This is a genomic window from Thermocrinis ruber, assembly GCF_000512735.1.
Classification (GTDB): Bacteria; Aquificota; Aquificia; order Aquificales; family Aquificaceae; genus Thermocrinis; species Thermocrinis ruber.
The window spans coordinates 447449-464012 of the sequence record NZ_CP007028.1; the positions used below are offsets into that span (position 1 = coordinate 447449).

19 protein-coding genes are annotated in these 16564 nt (G+C 46.1%); 2 read left to right on the forward strand and 17 right to left on the reverse strand.

Annotated features, from left to right (window positions below; genetic code table 11):
- The 14 genes from THERU_RS02435 to THERU_RS02500 are packed head-to-tail and all read right to left on the reverse strand — an operon-like array spanning window position 1 to window position 14224.
- Window positions 1-1476 carry a complex I subunit 4 family protein gene (locus THERU_RS02435; protein WP_025305700.1) on the reverse strand — a complete coding sequence of 492 codons (1476 nt, stop codon included), beginning with the start codon at window positions 1474-1476 and terminating at the stop codon, window positions 1-3.
- Entirely contained in the window at window positions 1476-3305 is a 1830-nt protein-coding gene (nuoL, locus tag THERU_RS02440; protein ID WP_025305701.1) for an NADH-quinone oxidoreductase subunit L, read from the reverse strand. The genes THERU_RS02435 and nuoL (THERU_RS02440) overlap by 1 nt, the downstream gene beginning before the upstream one ends.
- Window position 3306: 1 nt before the next feature.
- Window positions 3307-3615: an NADH-quinone oxidoreductase subunit NuoK gene (gene nuoK, locus THERU_RS02445; RefSeq protein WP_025305702.1), complete on the reverse strand. Its 309-nt coding sequence runs from the start codon at window positions 3613-3615 to the stop codon at window positions 3307-3309.
- The gene (locus tag THERU_RS02450) at window positions 3596-4129 is read right to left on the reverse strand and encodes an NADH-quinone oxidoreductase subunit J family protein (protein ID WP_025305703.1); all 534 of its coding nucleotides are present in this window, start codon (window positions 4127-4129) and stop codon (window positions 3596-3598) included. Before THERU_RS02450 ends, nuoK (THERU_RS02445) begins: the two co-directional genes overlap by 20 nt.
- Window positions 4126-4752 (reverse strand): NuoI/complex I 23 kDa subunit family protein, encoded by a 627-nt coding sequence (locus THERU_RS02455; RefSeq protein ID WP_025305704.1) that lies wholly within the window; start codon window positions 4750-4752, stop codon window positions 4126-4128. Before THERU_RS02455 ends, THERU_RS02450 begins: the two co-directional genes overlap by 4 nt.
- A gap of 3 nt (window positions 4753-4755) precedes the next feature.
- Window positions 4756-5805 carry an NADH-quinone oxidoreductase subunit NuoH gene (gene nuoH, locus THERU_RS02460; RefSeq protein ID WP_025305705.1) on the reverse strand — a complete coding sequence of 350 codons (1050 nt, stop codon included), beginning with the start codon at window positions 5803-5805 and terminating at the stop codon, window positions 4756-4758.
- A gap of 34 nt (window positions 5806-5839) precedes the next feature.
- Window positions 5840-7555 (reverse strand): NADH-quinone oxidoreductase subunit D, encoded by a 1716-nt coding sequence (locus tag THERU_RS02465; protein ID WP_025305706.1) that lies wholly within the window; start codon window positions 7553-7555, stop codon window positions 5840-5842.
- Between the two features lie 18 nt (window positions 7556-7573).
- Window positions 7574-7948: an NADH-quinone oxidoreductase subunit A gene (locus tag THERU_RS02470; protein ID WP_025305707.1), complete on the reverse strand. Its 375-nt coding sequence runs from the start codon at window positions 7946-7948 to the stop codon at window positions 7574-7576.
- A 5-nt stretch (window positions 7949-7953) separates the two neighbouring features.
- Complete coding sequence (locus THERU_RS02475; protein ID WP_025305708.1) at window positions 7954-9411, reverse strand: NADH-quinone oxidoreductase subunit N; 1458 nt, start codon at window positions 9409-9411, stop codon at window positions 7954-7956.
- Window positions 9402-10922 (reverse strand): complex I subunit 4 family protein, encoded by a 1521-nt coding sequence (locus tag THERU_RS02480; RefSeq protein ID WP_025305709.1) that lies wholly within the window; start codon window positions 10920-10922, stop codon window positions 9402-9404. Before THERU_RS02480 ends, THERU_RS02475 begins: the two co-directional genes overlap by 10 nt.
- 3 nt (window positions 10923-10925) lie before the next feature.
- Window positions 10926-12839: an NADH-quinone oxidoreductase subunit L gene (gene nuoL, locus THERU_RS02485; protein ID WP_025305710.1), complete on the reverse strand. Its 1914-nt coding sequence runs from the start codon at window positions 12837-12839 to the stop codon at window positions 10926-10928.
- Between the two features lies 1 nt (window position 12840).
- On the reverse strand, window positions 12841-13143 hold the full coding sequence (gene nuoK, locus THERU_RS02490) for an NADH-quinone oxidoreductase subunit NuoK (protein ID WP_025305711.1): 303 nt from the start codon (window positions 13141-13143) through the stop codon (window positions 12841-12843).
- A complete protein-coding gene (locus tag THERU_RS02495; protein ID WP_025305712.1) occupies window positions 13140-13631 on the reverse strand; it encodes an NADH-quinone oxidoreductase subunit J family protein in 492 nt (163 codons plus the stop codon). Before THERU_RS02495 ends, nuoK (THERU_RS02490) begins: the two co-directional genes overlap by 4 nt.
- Window positions 13619-14224, reverse strand: a complete 606-nt coding sequence (locus THERU_RS02500; RefSeq protein ID WP_025305713.1) for a NuoI/complex I 23 kDa subunit family protein — start codon at window positions 14222-14224, stop codon at window positions 13619-13621. The genes THERU_RS02495 and THERU_RS02500 overlap by 13 nt, the downstream gene beginning before the upstream one ends.
- An 87-nt stretch (window positions 14225-14311) precedes the next feature.
- Here THERU_RS02500 and THERU_RS02505 point away from each other — a divergent pair, with 87 nt between their 5' ends.
- Window positions 14312-15244 carry a bifunctional heptose 7-phosphate kinase/heptose 1-phosphate adenyltransferase gene (locus THERU_RS02505; RefSeq protein ID WP_156916217.1) on the forward strand — a complete coding sequence of 311 codons (933 nt, stop codon included), beginning with the start codon at window positions 14312-14314 and terminating at the stop codon, window positions 15242-15244.
- Window positions 15231-15551: a YraN family protein gene (locus tag THERU_RS02510; RefSeq protein ID WP_025305715.1), complete on the forward strand. Its 321-nt coding sequence runs from the start codon at window positions 15231-15233 to the stop codon at window positions 15549-15551. The genes THERU_RS02505 and THERU_RS02510 overlap by 14 nt, the downstream gene beginning before the upstream one ends.
- On the opposite strand, the gene THERU_RS02515 is transcribed toward THERU_RS02510, so the two are convergent.
- From THERU_RS02515 to purE, 3 genes are read right to left on the reverse strand one after another with little or no spacing between them, the layout of a single operon-like run.
- The gene (locus THERU_RS02515) at window positions 15543-15782 is read right to left on the reverse strand and encodes a KH domain-containing protein (RefSeq protein WP_025305716.1); all 240 of its coding nucleotides are present in this window, start codon (window positions 15780-15782) and stop codon (window positions 15543-15545) included. The two genes, THERU_RS02510 and THERU_RS02515, sit on opposite strands and share 9 nt — an antisense overlap.
- 15 nt (window positions 15783-15797) lie before the next feature.
- Entirely contained in the window at window positions 15798-16037 is a 240-nt protein-coding gene (rpsP, locus tag THERU_RS02520; protein ID WP_025305717.1) for a 30S ribosomal protein S16, read from the reverse strand.
- A gap of 22 nt (window positions 16038-16059) precedes the next feature.
- Window positions 16060-16554: a 5-(carboxyamino)imidazole ribonucleotide mutase gene (purE, locus tag THERU_RS02525; RefSeq protein ID WP_025305718.1), complete on the reverse strand. Its 495-nt coding sequence runs from the start codon at window positions 16552-16554 to the stop codon at window positions 16060-16062.
- Window positions 16555-16564: the final 10 nt, after the last annotated feature.

Consider the following 16564-nt stretch of genomic DNA (forward strand, 5'->3'; position numbering starts at 1 on the left):
TCAACCTCCAAAGACCATCCTTGTGGTATGCTCCATCAACTTAACAAAGGGCAAGGGATAAACTCCAAGTAGCACAGAGGACGCAAGGACTAACACGAAGGCTATCCAGTGATGGAGCTCTAGGTCCTTAAGATGGCTCCACTTTTCCCTCCTGTAATCGGATATGGTTTCCTCCTCCAGCATAACTCTCTTGTACATGTAAAGGAAGTATGCAGCACCGAGAACCATTCCCACACCCGCCACAAAAGCCCAAACAGGGTAGTTTTTATAGGTACCAAGAAGGATGAGAAACTCCGCCACAAAGCCTGCAAGACCCGGAAATCCTATACCCACAAGACCGCTAAGCATGAACACGATAGCCAAGTTGGGAATGTATCTTGCTAGCCCTCCCAGGTCATCCATATGGTAGGAGTGAATGCGGTCGTAAATAAAGCCCGCAGACATAAACAGGGCAGCAGAAGAAAGCCCGTGGGCTACCATCATGTATATGGCACCATTCAGGGCGTTCCAGTCGGAGGCAAAGGTGGCTAAGGTAACCAAACCCATGTGGCTTATGGAGGAATAGGCAATAAGCCTCTTTATGTGGGTCTGGGCTATCGCCATCATTGCAGCGTATATTATGGCAACCACACTGAGGAAGAATATCAAGGGCACATAATATTTACTCGCCTCTGGGAACATGGGAAGGGAATACCTAACAAAGCCGTAAGTTCCCATCTTTAAAAGCACCGCTGCCAAGATCACAGACCCTGCGGTAGGAGCTTCCACGTGGGCATCGGGAAGCCATGTGTGGAAGGGCCACATGGGCACCTTTACCGCAAAACCAAGCCCAAAGAATAGAAAAGCCACAAGCTGTATCCACAATGGATACTGAATGTTCTTCAGGAAGAAATAATCAAAGCTAACACTTCCCGAGACTATGTAGCCATAAATTACCACCGACGCTATACCCAAAAGCAAGAATATGCTACCAAAGAATGTATAAACAAAGAACTTGTTCGCCGCATAAACCTTTCTTTCGTGCCCCCACAGACCTATGATGAAGTACATCGGGATCAGCATAAATTCCCAAAAGAGGTAAAAGAGGAAAAAGTCTAGGGCGGAGAAAACACCAAGACAAGCAGTCTCCAGCAGCAAAAATAGGGCGTGATATAAATTGGGCCTGTCCTCAATCTTCACAGACCAAACAAAGGCAACCATGAACATAAGGGCGGTAAGCAAGAATAGCGCCATACCCATACCATCAAGCCCCAGACTGAAGGATATGCCAAGGGGCTGTATCCAAGGCAATTTGATGGTATGCTGAAAGGAGGGATTGTTCCAGTCAAAGTTAAGCCCAAGATAGACAGCGATCAAAAACACAACCACAGAGGTGGCTATGGAGATGACCCTTGAAAAGGTGCTGTTTCGGACAATTGCCACCAAAAGGGCAGAAACCAAAGGCAGAAAGATTGCCACCGTCAAAAGCACACCCATCATCTACCTCCCAAAAAAGTTATCAAAACGAGAAGGCTAAAGCCCACCAAAAGAAAGAGAATGTACAAATTCACCCTTCCTTGTTGAAGCCCTTTGAAAAGACTACCGAGGGCAGAGGACACCACATAAGAGCCATTAACAATTCCATCTATAAACTGTCTTTCAAAGGTAGTATAGAGCACCTTGGAGTATAGCATATACCCTCCCGCCAGTATTTTATGGTACAACCTTTCCGTGAAGAACTGTTCTTTGAAGGTGGTATGAACAGGCTTTAAAGACTGATATAGCTTTTCTGGGTCTAAAACCCTCTTGACAAACACTAAATAAGCCAAACCTATTCCCAAAAGGGCTATTACCACCGAACTTATGGCTATGTTTAAATGCATCTCCTTGTGATCCTTTAACGCACTCATATACCAACCTTCAAAAAAGCCCACTACCGCTGAACCTATGGCTAACACCACCATGGGCACAAGCATAACAGAAGGTGCCTCATGTGGTTCCTCCTCAAAGTGTTCCTTGTGCCTCTCTGGTCCGTAAAACATCACAAACCCTTCCCTGAATATGTAGTAAGCGGTCAAAAAGCTTACAAAGCTTACAAACACTCCCAAACCAAAAGACGCCTCGTAGCTACTGGCTATTATCAGGTCCTTGCTCCAAAATCCCGCAAAGGGAAATATGCCCGCTAATGCCAACGCCCCCACAAAGAAGGTAGCATAAGTTATGGGCATGTGCTTTCTTAGCCCTCCCACTTCATATATGTCACGGGCATGGTGGTGAAAGGCGTGGATTATAGAACCCGCCGACAAAAACAGCAGTGCCTTGAAAAAGGCGTGAGTAGTTAAATGAAACATGGCAGAACTCATGTCCCCTATGCCCAAGGCTAAAAACATCAGACCCAGTTGACTCATGGTGGAGAAGGCTATGATCTTCTTTATGTCTGTGTGGGAGGTGGCCGCCAGCGAAGCAAACAGCGCAGTAATTCCTCCAATGAGGGCTACCACCTTCAAACTCTGCGGTGCAGACTCAAACACAGGATATAGCCTTGCTCCCATGTACACGCCAGCTGCTACCATCGTGGAAGAGTGCAAAAGGGCTGACACGGGTGTGGGACCTGCCATGGCGTTTGGTAGCCATGTGTGAAGTGGAACCTGTCCTGACTTTCCTACCGCACCCCCAAAGAGTAGTAAAACCGCAAGCCCAAGCAAGTTAGGGTCTATTTCTTTGACCTTGGAGAATATCTCCAAAAGGTTTAAACTTCCAAAGAGGTAAAAGATGGAGAATATGCCAAAAAGGAATAGCCAGTCTCCTATGCGGTTCATAACGAAGGCTTCAAAGGCAGAGTTTGTGGCGTATTTTTGCTGGTGGAAGTAGCCGATCAAAAGGTAAGATGCCAAGCCCACACCTTCCCAACCGAAGAACATACCAAGCAGGTTATCCGACAGCACTATGAGTAGCATAGAGAAGAGGAATAAAGAAAGGTATGCGTAGAATTTGTAGGTCCATTGTCCAAAAAGATTTTCCATGTATCCTATGGAGTAGATGAATATCAGGGTTGATATAAGACATACGAGGGAAGTAGTAATGGCAGAGAGCGGGTCAAAGTAGAGACCGAGGGTGAGGGTGTAAGAGCCAAGGCTTATAAAGTCGTAGAGTTTGACAGAAAAGGGAGAATTCAAAGCTTTCAAGAGGGCAGGGATTGAGAAGATGAATGAGAGGGTACTTCCCAAGACTGTTATTATAGCTGAAGGTAAATCTCCCAGCCTTCTGCCAAAAAGTCCTATCAGCAAAAAGGCAATAAGGGGGAATAGAATTATAAGAATCTCCATATTATCCTCCCATGTCTGTTAGCTCGTCGCTGGATTCTACCTTTCTTAGCCTAAATATGGCTACTATTATACCAAGACCTACTGCCGCTTCCACCGCCGCAAGGGCTATGATAAAGAGGGCAAAAATCTGACCGTCCACCAATCCCAAGTGGCTATCCGCACCAACGAAGGCAATGTTAACCGCGTTCAGGGCAAGCTCTGTGCTCATGAGTATGGCCACCAAATTTCTTCTGACGATCATTCCAAAAACACCAAGCCCAAACAAAAGCAGGGACAGGATCAAGTATGCCTCAAGAGGTACTATCTTCATAGGTTTTATCCTCCTTCCTTCCTATGAGCACCGCCCCAATCATACCCACCAAAAGCACCAGGGACACCAGCTCAAAGGCAAAAAAGTACTTACTAAAGAGAATAGAGCCCACCACCTCTGTGTTGCCAAGTTTTTGGATGAACTCCCTTATTTGACCCTTGGGAGACACACTAACACCTATGAGAAAAACCAGTATGATCTCCAAGTAAAAAGCCAAGAGTATGGGAAAGGTCAAAATTCCTTCAATACGGTAATGACTGTCCTTTTTAAGGGCTTTCTCCCAAGGCACCGCGGTTAACACCAGTACGTAAAAGACTGCTATGGCGACTGCATAGATGAGAAGTTGCAAAGCTCCCACCAACTCCGCCCCCGCCACAAAGAATATACCCGCCACCATAACCAAGGTAGAGAGCAAGGAGAGGATCACATAGATAATATTTGGAAGCAAGACTACACCAAGGGCTGACAGAAGGGTCATAGAGGCAAAAAACAGGAAGGCAATCCACTGCATCATTGCTTTTTCACCTCTGGCAACTTTAGGTCGTTTTCGTACCAAAGGCGCATCCTTTGGGCGTCGTCTATCCAAATTCTGTCTGGTTCCTTTTCCCTTCTCCTCTGCCAGTCCCTACCTATACGCTCCAGCACCTCCAAGGTTAAGACCGAGTCCTTCCTGCTATAGCTGGCGGTTTCGTGGATGTCGCTCTGAAAGAGGCAATCCACCGGGCAAGCATCCACGCAAAAACCACAAAAAGTACAAAGAAGCATGTTCATGTTAAAGACGCTTACCCTTCTCTTGCCGTTGGGCAGTTTTTCTCCCTCTATCTCAAAGAGCTGAGGAACAGGGCAAGCCCTTTTACACAGCAAGCATACCACACACCTGCTTCTACCGGGTTCCACTTCAATCTTAAACCTCTCCACCCACTCGTCAAAGGCGGGCTGTGGCTCAGTGCCATCCACCACCTTATGACCAAAAAACCCCCTGAACCTTTTGGGCGGAGTGAGCTTTTCGTAAGGATAGTGGGTAGTTATTGTTTTACTAAAGGCGTGTCTTATGGTAACGGAAAGGCCCCTTATAAAGTCTATAAAAAGGATCCTCTCAAGCCAAGAAAGTGGTTTTTCAAAGACCTTTTTAATCATGGCTCACCTCCATACAATGGGTGCAATGACTGCGGTAAGCACCAAATTTACAAAAGTAAGCGGGAGCATTACCTTCCAGGCGGTCTCTGTAATCTGGTCTATCCTATACCTTGGTAGGGTCCAGTGGAGCCAAAGAACGAAAAGAAAGAGCAGGGCCACCTTTAAAACAAACCAAACAAAGGGAGACAGCGGTCCCAAGAAAAACAGCGGGTCCACAAAGCCCAAGAAGGGAATGTTTATGGGAGACCATCCGCCCAAAAATAGAACCACCGCTATGGCAGACAGAGAAAGCACCTCCACATACCACTCCACCAAGGGAAAGAGACCAAACTTTATGCCCCCGTACTCTACGGTAAAGCCCGTCACCAACTCCGCCTCCGCCTCCTGAATGTCAAAGGGAACTCTTCCCGCCTCCGCCAGCATGGCAAACATGTATATCACAAAGGCTATGGGCTGAAGCCATATATACCAGAGCTTTTGGTTAATCTGTTGTTGAACGATCTCGTAGGTAGAGAGAGTACCTGCGAGAATGACAGGACCCATAACCGCAAAGGTGATTACCACCTCATAAGAAACTATTATGCCTGCTTTTCTCATACTACCAATGAGTGCGTATTTGGAGTTGGATGCCCAACCTGCCAAGGCTATGGCATAAACCGTCATAGAACCGAGGGCAAAGACCAAAAGTAGCCCCACGTTCACATCCGTCAGGATGGGCTTTACCTTTACACCAAAAACCTCAAACTCCGGACCAAAGGGAACCACCGCGAAGACGAGGACCGCGGGCACAAGGGCGAGCACCAAGGCCAAGTTGTATAAAAACCTGTTGCCGGCGCGTGGGAATATGTCCTCTTTGGTAATTAGCTTTAGTCCGTCCGCCAAGGGTTGCAAGAGTCCGTGCCATCCCACCACCATAGGTCCGGGTCTTCTTTGGATGTGCGCCGCCACCTTTCTTTCTACCAAGGTAAGGTAAGCACCAAGCCCAAGGACAACTCCCAATATGACTAATATTTTTATCCCTATCACCAGTAGCTGGACAAAAAGGCTCTCCATAACCTCCTCCAAAAGGGCTTAATAGTTTATCACATCAGCGGTCTATTTCACCCACCACTGGGTCAAGGCTAGCCAATATGGCAACCGCATCCGCAATAACCCTATCCTTCATAAGCTTAGGATAGATACACAGGTTGTACATAGAGCCTGGCCTTATCTTTACCCGGTAAGGCTTTACGCCACCGGTGGAGTATATGTAAAAGCCCAGTTCTCCCCGTGGATTTTCGCCAGAAGAGTAGATTTCACCCTCCGGTACCTTTAGACCTATTCCGTCCAAGGACAACTTTAACTTTTTGGGATCCGGAGATTCCGCAAAGAAGGGAGCAGATTTGGGCATCTTTTCCAACTTGCTTACGCACTGCTCTATAATCCGGATACTCTGACGCATCTCCTCCAACCGCACCAGATAACGGTCGTACACATCCCCATTTTCTCCCACTGGCACATCAAACTCCACCCATGGGTAAGCGTCATAAGGTTCAAACTTTCTTATGTCGTAGGGCACACCAGAAGCCCTTGCCACCGCCCCAGTCAGCCCATAATAATACACATCCTCCTTCTCTATTATTCCCACACCCACGTTTCTTCTTAGCCATATCCTGTTCCTGCTCAGTATGGTTTCCCAATCCTTCAACTCTTTGGGAAATCTCTTCACAAAGGCTTTTATAACCTCAAGGGCACCCTCCGGCAGGTCCATCCTAACACCACCTATCCTTGGGTAGCTTATGGTAAGCCTTGCACCGGTGATGCCCTCTATGATGTCCATGATCTTTTCCCTTTCCTTGAAGGCATACAAGAATATAGTTAGGGCTCCAATGTCCAAGGCGTAGGTCCCAAGCCAAAGAAGGTGAGAGTTGATCCTCTGCAGTTCGGACATCATGGTGCGTATGTACTTTGCCTTCTCGGGCACCAAGTCCTCTATACCCAAAAGCCTTTCCACCGCCACCACCCAAGCTTGGTTGGAGCATAGGGCAGAGATATAATCCATACGGTCCGTATAGACCAAAAACTGGTTGTACATTTCGTTCTCCGCCAGCTTTTCTACACCCCGGTGAAGTTGTCCCAAGATCACATCGCACTGGACAACCCTTTCCCCCTCCAAGTCAAACAGGAACCACATGGTACCGTGGGTTCCCGGATGCAAGGGTCCCCAGTTCAAAACCAGCTGTGCCTTTTTCTTTAACCTTCTCTTTTCGGTAATTTCCAAATCCTCCAAGGTGGGCACAGGAGTATGCATGCGGTCGTAGTTCATGAGCCCCTGTAAGTTCTCACCCCACAAAACTTCATTGAGGGATGGAAGGTATTCGTTGGCATAACCTTCCAAGGGAAAGTCCTTCCTGAGTGGGTGATACTGATAAGTTTCCCACATAAAGGCGCGCACCAAGTTTTCGTGCCCCTCATACTGAATGCCAAACATATCGTAGCATTCCCTCTCCGCCCACTTGCCTGCAAACCAAAGCTTTTCAATACTGGGAAGTGTTCCATCCGTCCAAGTTTTTACCATAACCCTCTTTCGCTCATCCACATTGTAGAGTATGTAAAAGGCTTGGAACCTCGGAGACCTTTCAGGAAAATCCACCACCGAGTGGTCTATAAACAGCTTATAGCCCATTTGTTTTAGGTCCTTGAGAAGTTCAATGAGTTCGTGCTTTGGGATATGAAGGTTTGTGATGGTAGGCTTTACCTCAATCTGCAGGTCTTTAAACTTCTTCTTCAGTTCCAAAAAATCTTCTTCCTTAGCCCAGGGCACGGTTTAACCTCCGTTTGTTTAATCAATATACTCTTCTTCAAACTGCCAATCAAGGGCGCCCTTTCTCCAGGCGTAAAGTAGCCCGTAGGTTAGTATGAATATGAACAAAAACATCTCTACAAAACCAAAAACTCCCAAATACCTATAAACCACCGTCCAAGGAAATAGAAAGGCAGCCTCTATATCAAAGAGCAAAAGGAGTAGTCCCAAAAGGTAATAGCCCTGATGAAAGGTTGCCTGTGCGGATTTATCATAAAGAGGCACACCACATTCGTAAGGATAGTCCTTTAGGGCTGATGGAGCCTTTGGTCCAAGCAAGTAGTTTAGAAAGACCATAAGCAGGGCAATACCAAGCATAACAAAAGCAAGGATTAAAAAGCCCAAGTAGTCCATTTCCTTTACCTCCTAAAGAGCATCTCTGAAGTAGGGCTAATGTAATTCCAAAGGAGCATAGGAAGTATGCCAAGAATCAGCAAAGACGCTGCCATCAGAATCATGGACGCCTTTTCAAAACCTGTAGGATTTGCAATCACTCGCCTTTCTCTCTCCTTCATAAACATGAGCACGATCAACCTTAAATAGTACCCTGTGGATACACCTATTCCAACGATCATCAAAATACCGATCCACCACAGCTTACCGTAAGCCAAAGACATAAAAACCAAAGCCTTTGCCAAAAAGCCCACCGTGGGAGGAACACCAAGGAGTGATAAAAGGGCTATGGCAAAAACCCATGCCATAAAATTCTGCGAATACTTTAGTCCGTCAAAGTCCTCCAACTTGTTTTCCCAACTTCCGCTACGCTCCAAAACTGCCAGAACCAAAAAGCCAAGCATACCCATTATGGAGTATGCCAAAAGAAAGTAAATAACCGCCTTTAATCCTATGGCACTGGCTACAGACACACCTGCCAAAATGTAGCCCGAGTGGGCTATGGAAGAGTAGGCAAGCATCCTTTTTACATCCTTCTGAACAAGTGCTACAAAGTTTCCGTAAAGGAAGGTAATTACCGCCAAGGTTCCAACTACTAAAACCCAAGTGTTATGAAAACCCTCCTGAACCAAGGGCATTACCCTTATCACCGGTGCAAAGAAGGCTATTTTGCCCACGCTGGACATGTAGGCGGTTATGGGTGTGGGCGCACCTTGGTAGGCGTCCGGTAGCCAAAAATGAAAAGGTACAACCCCTATCTTTATAGCCAGGCCAAAGAGAAAAAATACCAAGCCCAGAATAAGAAAGCCCTTGTCCGGTGCATTGAAGTGAAGAACATGCCTTAAATCAAAGGAGCCGGCATATATGTATAAGAAAACAGCACCATAGGACGCCAAGGCTATGGCAAGCCCACCCAATATTAGGTATTTGAACGCACCCTCCTTTGAGGTAAAGTCCCTCCTTTGCAGGGCTGTAAGGATATAAAAGGACACAGAAACCGCCTCAAGGGCTATGTATATCAGAAGCAGGTTATAAGAACTGGCAAGGACCATACCACCAAAAAGGGAGAAAGCCAGAAGGTAATAAAACTCTCCATATAGGGACCTTTTAAACCTCTGATACTGAAGGGTAAAGGCAAGAAGTATTATGGTAAGCAGTATCATAAAAAACTGAAGCAAAGAGGAAAAACTATCCCTGATATAGAGCCCGTAAAAGGTCTCTCCTGTGAGGTCAAAGTTAAAGACCAGATAGAGCAGTGCCAAGGTGTAGCCTATCACACTAACGCTTATTGCCAAAGTATGGGAGAGCCTTTTGTATATAAGGTCAAGGCTAAAGAGCAAAAAGCCCGTGATCAGAACTATCAGCTCTGGAACAAAGAGGGCAAGCTTTGGAATTTCAATCTGGATTAGATCCTTTAGTTCCATAAGCCACCCCCTAAGCTTTTTAATACCATCCTAAGAAGAAGGTCAATGTGGGCGTCAAAGAAGGCAAAGAAGAGGAAAGGTAGAAGCCCCACCATAAGCATGGGCACCACCACCAACAGGAAGGCAACCAACTTAAACCCCCTGACATCCGTAAAATGGACAAGCCTACCCTCTTCTTTAACATCCAAGTATAAGGTTTTTAACAGATAAAGCATATAAAGGACGCTGAAGAAGGCACCAGCAAGGACAAGGAGTGCCAATTGCAAGGTGTATTCCCTTGCACCCATTATGGTCAAAAACTTACCCCAAAAGGAAGAACCACCCGGAAGACCCATAGAAGAAAAGCCCGTTATGGCAGTAAGAACCGCAAACACTGGCATAAACCTTATGGAACCCCTCAGTGCCTGCATGTTAAAACTGTGCAGTCTGTTGTATATAAAACCTGCCATCATAAACAAAGAGGCAGAGGTAAGTCCGTGGGCAAACATCTCCATTATGCTCGCCCTAAGACCTTCCTTGTTGAGTAAAAACATACCCGCCACCACAAAGCCCATGTGGCTAACAGAAGAGTATGCAACAAAACGCTTAACATTGCTCTGGCTTATGGTGAACCAAGAGGCAAAGATTATGGTGGCTATGCCCCAAAGCACAAGGACAGGCATCAAAAAGACCGCAACCTCTGGGAAAAGCCCAATGTTAAACCTTAGAAGGGCATAAGTACCCATCTTTAAGAGGATCGCCGCCAGCACCACAGAACCAGCGGTGGGAGCCTCACCGTGGGCATCGGGAAGCCACGTATGAAAGGGCACTATGGGCGTCTTTACCGCAAAGGCAATAAAGAAGAGAAGGAAAAGGAAAAGTCCAAAAGCTAAGCTATACTGGTTTTGCAGGAGGTCAAAGTAGGAAAAGGAGAATTTACCAAACTGTCTATAATGCTCCACCGCAATGCTTACTATCCCCAGAAGGAAAAACAAAGAAGAGACAAAGATATAAACAAAGAACTTGTAGGCAGAGTATAGCCTTAGCTTGTAGCCCCATATGCCTATAACAAAGAACATGGGCACAAGGGTAAGCTCATAAAAGACATAAAAGACGAGCAAGTCCCAGCTGGTGAATACACCCACGAGGGAGCTCTCAGAGAGCAAAAACCAGGTGTAGTACTCCTTCAGCCGGTGGTTTATCTGATGGTCCCTTATAGACCAGCATATAGCTACAAAGGAAACCAGGGTAGTAAGAATATACATAAGGTAGGAAAGTCCATCTGCACCAAAGGAGAGACTTAGCTTCAGCTCCTCAATTAGGGTAATGCTTTGGTAAAACTGAACCTTTTGGGCTTGAGAAAAGTCAAAGTAAAGGAGAGAAACCAAAGAGAGAACAAAGACCGCACCCGAAAAGACAAGGGCAATCCACTTGGCAAATTTTTCCTCAAGAAGAACAATGAGCACTATGCCCAGCAGAGGCAGGACTATACTCAAAGGAATGAAGGGAAAAACCGCAGGCACAAGCTCCATGGCTCACCTCATAAAGTAAATGATTATTCCCAGCAAAACAACCAATCCAAAGAGCAAAAAGGCTACATAGTTGTTTAGAAGACCAGTTTGTATTAGGCTTGCTTTTCTCCCAAACCTAAAGGAAAACTTGGCAACCCCATTAACAAAAAGGTCCACCGTGTATATGTCCAGCTTAATCCACAGAAACTTGACCACTTTAAAGTAAAGAAAGTTCAAAAGATTTATGAAACCATCTATTAAGAACCTATCACCCACCAAGAAAAGACCCCTTGAGAGTTCCATATAGCCCTTTGCAAATCCCTTGTGATACAACCTTTCTGTAAAGAACTGTTCTTTGAAGGTGGTATGAACAGGCTTTAAAGACTGATACAGCTTTTCTGGGTCCAAAACTCTCTTGACAAACACCAAATACGCTAAACCTATTCCCAAAAGGGCTATTACCACCGAACTTATGGCTATGTTTAAATGCATCTCCTTGTGATCCTTTAACGCACTCATATACCAACCTTCAAAAAAGCCCACTACCGCTGAACCTATGGCTAACACCACCATGGGCACAAGCATAACAGAAGGTGCCTCATGTGGTTCCTCCTCAAAGTGTTCCTTGTGCCTCTCTGGTCCGTAAAACATCACAAACCCTTCCCTGAATATGTAGTAAGCGGTCAAAAAGCTTACAAAGCTTACAAACACTCCCAAACCAAAAGACGCCTCGTAGCTACTGGCTATTATCAGGTCCTTGCTCCAAAATCCCGCAAAGGGAAATATGCCCGCTAATGCCAACGCCCCCACAAAGAAGGTAGCATAAGTTATGGGCATGTGCTTTCTTAGCCCTCCCACTTCATATATGTCACGGGCATGGTGGTGAAAGGCGTGGATTATAGAACCCGCCGACAAAAACAGCAGTGCCTTGAAAAAGGCGTGAGTAGTTAAATGAAACATGGCAGAACTCATGTCCCCTATGCCCAAGGCTAAAAACATCAGACCCAGTTGACTCATGGTGGAGAAGGCTATGATCTTCTTTATGTCTGTGTGGGAGGTGGCCGCCAGCGAAGCAAACAGCGCAGTAATTCCTCCAATGAGGGCTACCACCTTCAAACTCTGCGGTGCAGACTCAAACACAGGATATAGCCTTGCTCCCATGTACACGCCAGCTGCTACCATCGTGGAAGAGTGCAAAAGGGCTGACACGGGTGTGGGACCTGCCATGGCGTTTGGTAGCCATGTGTGAAGTGGAACCTGTCCTGACTTTCCTACCGCACCCCCAAAGAGTAGTAAAACCGCAAGCCCAAGCAAGTTAGGGTCTATTTCTTTGACCTTGGAGAATATCTCCAAAAGGTTTAAACTTCCAAAGAGGTAAAAGATGGAGAATATGCCAAAAAGGAATAGCCAGTCTCCTATGCGGTTCATAACGAAGGCTTCAAAGGCAGAGTTTGTGGCGTATTTTTGCTGGTGGAAGTAGCCGATCAAAAGGTAAGATGCCAAGCCCACACCTTCCCAACCGAAGAACATACCAAGCAGGTTATCCGACAGCACTATGAGTAGCATAGAGAAGAGGAATAAAGAAAGGTATGCGTAGAATTTGTAGGTCCATTGTCCAAAAAGATTTTCCATGTATCCTATGGAGTAGATGAATATCAGGGTTGATATAAGACATACGAGGGAAGTAGTAATGGCAGAGAGCGGGTCAAAGTAGAGACCGAGGGTGAGGGTGTAAGAGCCAAGGCTTATAAAGTCGTAGAGTTTGACAGAAAAGGGAGAATTCAAAGCTTTCAAGAGGGCAGGGATTGAGAAGATGAATGAGAGGGTACTTCCCAAGACTGTTATTATAGCTGAAGGTAAATCTCCCAGCCTTCTGCCAAAAAGTCCTATCAGCAAAAAGGCAAGAAGTGGGAATAAAATAATTAACAACGCGTCCATATCAGTCCCTTAGTTGGGTTATTTCAGAGGAACCTTCATAGCCCCTCAGGCGGAATATGGCCACCACCAAGCCCAAACCTATCGCCACCTCCGCTGCAGCTACGGTGAGCACAAAGAGGGCAAAAACCTGCCCCTCTACACCACCCACCATTTTGTCCATACTAACAAGCCCTAAATTCACACCGTTTAGCATTAGCTCCGTGCTCACCAAAAGGGTTATAAGGTTTTTCCTTATGATAACACCAAAAAGCCCACAGAGGAATAAAAAAATGCTTATAAGAATATAAGCAATCTCTATTTTCACTCCTCTTTCCTCCCGAGAAGGATGGCTCCGATCATTGCGGTTAAAAGTATAACAGAAGCCACCTCAAAAGGAAAGAGGTAGTTGGTAAATAGGGTTTTGCCCACGCTTTGAATGTTACCCTCCGTTATAACCCTCCCGGAAACTGCAAACTTACCATTCAACACCATGTATGCGATGGGAAGGAAGGAGACCAGCAAAAAGGGCACTGCCAAGAGGGCTTCTCTTTTGTAAATGCCTTCAAATTTCTTTACCTTTTCCCACGGAATGGTGGTTATAACCAGAACATAAAAGACGATTATGGCAACCGCGTATATTATGAGTTGCAAACCCGCCAAAAGCTCCGCCCCAAGGTGCAAAAAGATACCCGCTATAGCCAATATAACCGATAAGAAGGCAAGGATCACATGGACCGGGTTTTTCAGGAAAAGGGTACCAAAGACTGAAACCAAAAGCCAAAGACTTAGAAAGCCAAAAATCAGCCACTCCACTCTATCTTCCCCCAAAGGCGTTCTCTGTGTTCGTCGTCTATCCAAATTCTGTCTGGGTCGTTGCCCCTTCTCTTTTTCCAGTCTATGGCATTTTCTTCCAGCTTGTCCATCTTAAGGACAGCCGACCTACGGGAGTATCCTGCCAGTTCATAAAGGTCTGTCATGGTAAGACAGCCTACCGGACAGGCATCCACACAAAGACCACAGAAAAGACAATTTAGCAAGTTCATATCAAAGCGTACCACCTTTTTTGTGCCGTCGGGCATTTGCACCGCTTCTATCCTAAACAGGGTGGGCATAGGACAGGCGGTCTGACACATATAACAGGCAACGCATCTGCTTTTGCCCTTCTCAAAGCTCATAAACTTCTCTATAGCCCTCAGGGAGTCTGGCTCTGTGCCATCCCATACAAAGTGTCCGTGGGCTCCCCTGTAGCGCTTTGGGGGTGTGAGCTTTTCCACCGGATAGTTGGTAGTTATGGGCCTTCGGAGAAGGTTTTTGAGGGTAACCGAAAGCCCCTTTATGAAATCCAAAAAGAGCACAGTTTCTATTATGTTCAGAAAAGCCTTCCTGTCTACCTTTTTTATAGCCATAGTGGGTTTAGTATTTTATACCATTTGCGGTTTGTTGTAAAAGTTTATGAGGCAAATCAGGTTCAGGTTATGATAGACTTAAGACTGATGAAGGACAAGATGCTTGAGACCCTCAGGAAAATGAAGGACTTAAAGATCTTGGTGGTGGGGGATGTTATGCTTGATCGTTATATCTTTGGGAGAGTGGAAAGGATCTCGCCCGAGGCACCGGTTCCGGTGGTGGAGGTGGAAAGGGAAGAGTTCCGCTTAGGCGGGGCGTCAAACGTGGCAAACAATTTGGCTAACTTGGGTGTAAAAACTTACCTGGCGGGCGTGGTGGGAGCAGACTACGGACGGCACATACTAAGGGGGCTTATGAAGTCTGCGGGCATAGAGGACCTAACGGTGGAGGATCCCCAAAGGCCAACCACAGAAAAGGCAAGGGTGGTTTCTATGTCCCAACAACTCTTACGTATAGACTGGGAAGACAAAAGACCCATAGAGGGAAAGGTTTTAAAGGAACTCCTTGAAAGGCTTGATGTAGATGTGGATGGGGTTATAGTCTCGGACTATGCCAAGGGAGTTGTATGCCAGCAGTTGATGGACAGAATAAAAGAAAAGAAAGTCTTTATTTCCATAGACCCAAGACCTGTTAATAAGCATCTTTACTTTGGTGCTGACCTCATGACCCCCAACGAAAAGGAAGCAAAGCAGATGGGCGGAGACAAACCGGTGGAAACGCTTGGATGGAAGCTAAAAGAGGAACTTGGGCTGAAGACTTTGGTTATAACCTTGGGTGCGAAGGGCATGTCCCTCTTTGATAGAGAGTACTTTCATTTTCCTGCAAAGGCAAAGCAGGTTTATGATGTTTCGGGTGCAGGAGACACCGCAGTGGCAGTGCTTACCTCCGCTTACATAGCCACAAAAGATTGGCATATTGCCTGTGAGCTTGCAAACCTATGCGCAGGCATAGTGGTAGGAAAGCTAGGCACCACTCCTATAACCTTGGAGGAGGTTATAAGGGAAATTGAAGAAGGGTAAGAGCTTTGAAGACATAGCCTGCGAATATTTAACAAATCTTGGGTATAGGATCCTTCACAGGAACTTTTACTGCAGGGGTGGAGAGATAGACATTATAGCCTTAGACGGAGATGTTTTAGTTTTCGTGGAGGTTAAAGGAACAACCACAAAGCTAAACCCCGCGGAGCGCATCAACTACAAAAAACTTCAACGTATCTACAAGTGCGCAGAAGAATTTCTTTCAAAAGCCCCTGCACAGGAGTGCAGGGTAGATGCTATCTTAGTGGAGGGTGGTCGTATAGTGCATCTAAAGAATATATCACTCTAGGATTTCAAGAACCACCCTCTTGCCGGTCTTCCTACCCATAGCGGATAGGATAGTCCTGAGGGCTCGGGCTATTCTGCCCTGCTTGCCTATTACCTTTCCTACGTCTGCCTTGTCCACCCTCAGCTCAATAACTATGGTCTTCTCCCCTTCTATCTCTACCACATTGACCCCGTTGGGGTTGTCCACAAGGGACTTGGCGGTGATTTCTACGATGTCTCTCAGTTGGCTCATGGAACTACCTCCTTCTTAGATTATTTTTGCGTTTTTGAGTATGCTTTTTGCTCTATCGGTAAGCTCTGCACCTTTTTCAAGCCATTCTTTTACCTTTTCTGGTTTGATATCCAAAAGTTCCTTTCTCTTTGGGTCATAAGTTCCCAAAATATCCACATACCTACCTTCCCTTGGAGAACGGCTATCCATCACTACTATCCGATATATAGGATGGTGAGTCCTACCAAACTTAGAGAGTCTAATCCTCAGTGCCATTTCCTTCCTCCATTCTATTTTATTATAGCATATTTTTTAGGTCTTCGTTCATCTTAGCTACCTTTTCCTTCAGCTTTTTGGTGTAACCCTGCAATTTTTTCTCAAGCTCTGGATACTTTATAGAAAGTATCCTGACCGCCAAAAGTCCTGCGTTGGTGCCATTGCCAATGCCTACAGTAGCCACAGGGATGCCCGCGGGCATTTGAACGATGGAGTGTAGAGAATCAACACCTCCCAAATGCTTTGTGGGTACGGGAACACCTATAACTGGCAAGGTAGTCATAGAAGCGGTCATACCCGGTAGGTGGGCAGAACCTCCCGCGCCGGCGATTATCACCTCTATGCCCCTTTCCCTTGCGGTTTTGGCGTACTCAAACATAAGTTCAGGTGTGCGATGGGCAGAAACAACCTTAACCTCGCAGGGCACTCCAAACTCCTTCAAAACTTCATAGGCGGGCTTTAGATACTCCCAATCGGAGATGCTCCCCATTATTATACCCACTAAGGCCTTTTCCATACAAATATTG

Bases quoted from the DNA above. Each gene is read 5' to 3' on its own strand.
- THERU_RS02435 (WP_025305700.1), bottom strand. From the start codon at position 1,476: ATGGGTGTGCTTTTGACGGTGGCAATCTTTCTGCCTTTGGTTTCTGCC.
- nuoL (WP_025305701.1), bottom strand. From the start codon at position 3,305: ATGGAGATTCTTATAATTCTATTCCCCCTTATTGCCTTTTTGCTGATA.
- nuoK (WP_025305702.1), bottom strand. From the start codon at position 3,615: ATGAAGATAGTACCTCTTGAGGCATACTTGATCCTGTCCCTGCTTTTG.
- THERU_RS02450 (WP_025305703.1), bottom strand. From the start codon at position 4,129: ATGATGCAGTGGATTGCCTTCCTGTTTTTTGCCTCTATGACCCTTCTG.
- THERU_RS02455 (WP_025305704.1), bottom strand. From the start codon at position 4,752: ATGATTAAAAAGGTCTTTGAAAAACCACTTTCTTGGCTTGAGAGGATC.
- nuoH (WP_025305705.1), bottom strand. From the start codon at position 5,805: ATGGAGAGCCTTTTTGTCCAGCTACTGGTGATAGGGATAAAAATATTA.
- THERU_RS02470 (WP_025305707.1), bottom strand. From the start codon at position 7,948: ATGGACTACTTGGGCTTTTTAATCCTTGCTTTTGTTATGCTTGGTATT.
- THERU_RS02475 (WP_025305708.1), bottom strand. From the start codon at position 9,411: ATGGAACTAAAGGATCTAATCCAGATTGAAATTCCAAAGCTTGCCCTC.
- THERU_RS02480 (WP_025305709.1), bottom strand. From the start codon at position 10,922: ATGGAGCTTGTGCCTGCGGTTTTTCCCTTCATTCCTTTGAGTATAGTC.
- nuoL (WP_025305710.1), bottom strand. From the start codon at position 12,839: ATGGACGCGTTGTTAATTATTTTATTCCCACTTCTTGCCTTTTTGCTG.
- THERU_RS02500 (WP_025305713.1), bottom strand. From the start codon at position 14,224: ATGGCTATAAAAAAGGTAGACAGGAAGGCTTTTCTGAACATAATAGAA.
- THERU_RS02505 (WP_156916217.1), top strand. From the start codon at position 14,312: ATGAAGGACAAGATGCTTGAGACCCTCAGGAAAATGAAGGACTTAAAG.
- THERU_RS02515 (WP_025305716.1), bottom strand. From the start codon at position 15,782: ATGAGCCAACTGAGAGACATCGTAGAAATCACCGCCAAGTCCCTTGTG.
- rpsP (WP_025305717.1), bottom strand. From the start codon at position 16,037: ATGGCACTGAGGATTAGACTCTCTAAGTTTGGTAGGACTCACCATCCT.
- purE (WP_025305718.1), bottom strand. From the start codon at position 16,554: ATGGAAAAGGCCTTAGTGGGTATAATAATGGGGAGCATCTCCGATTGG.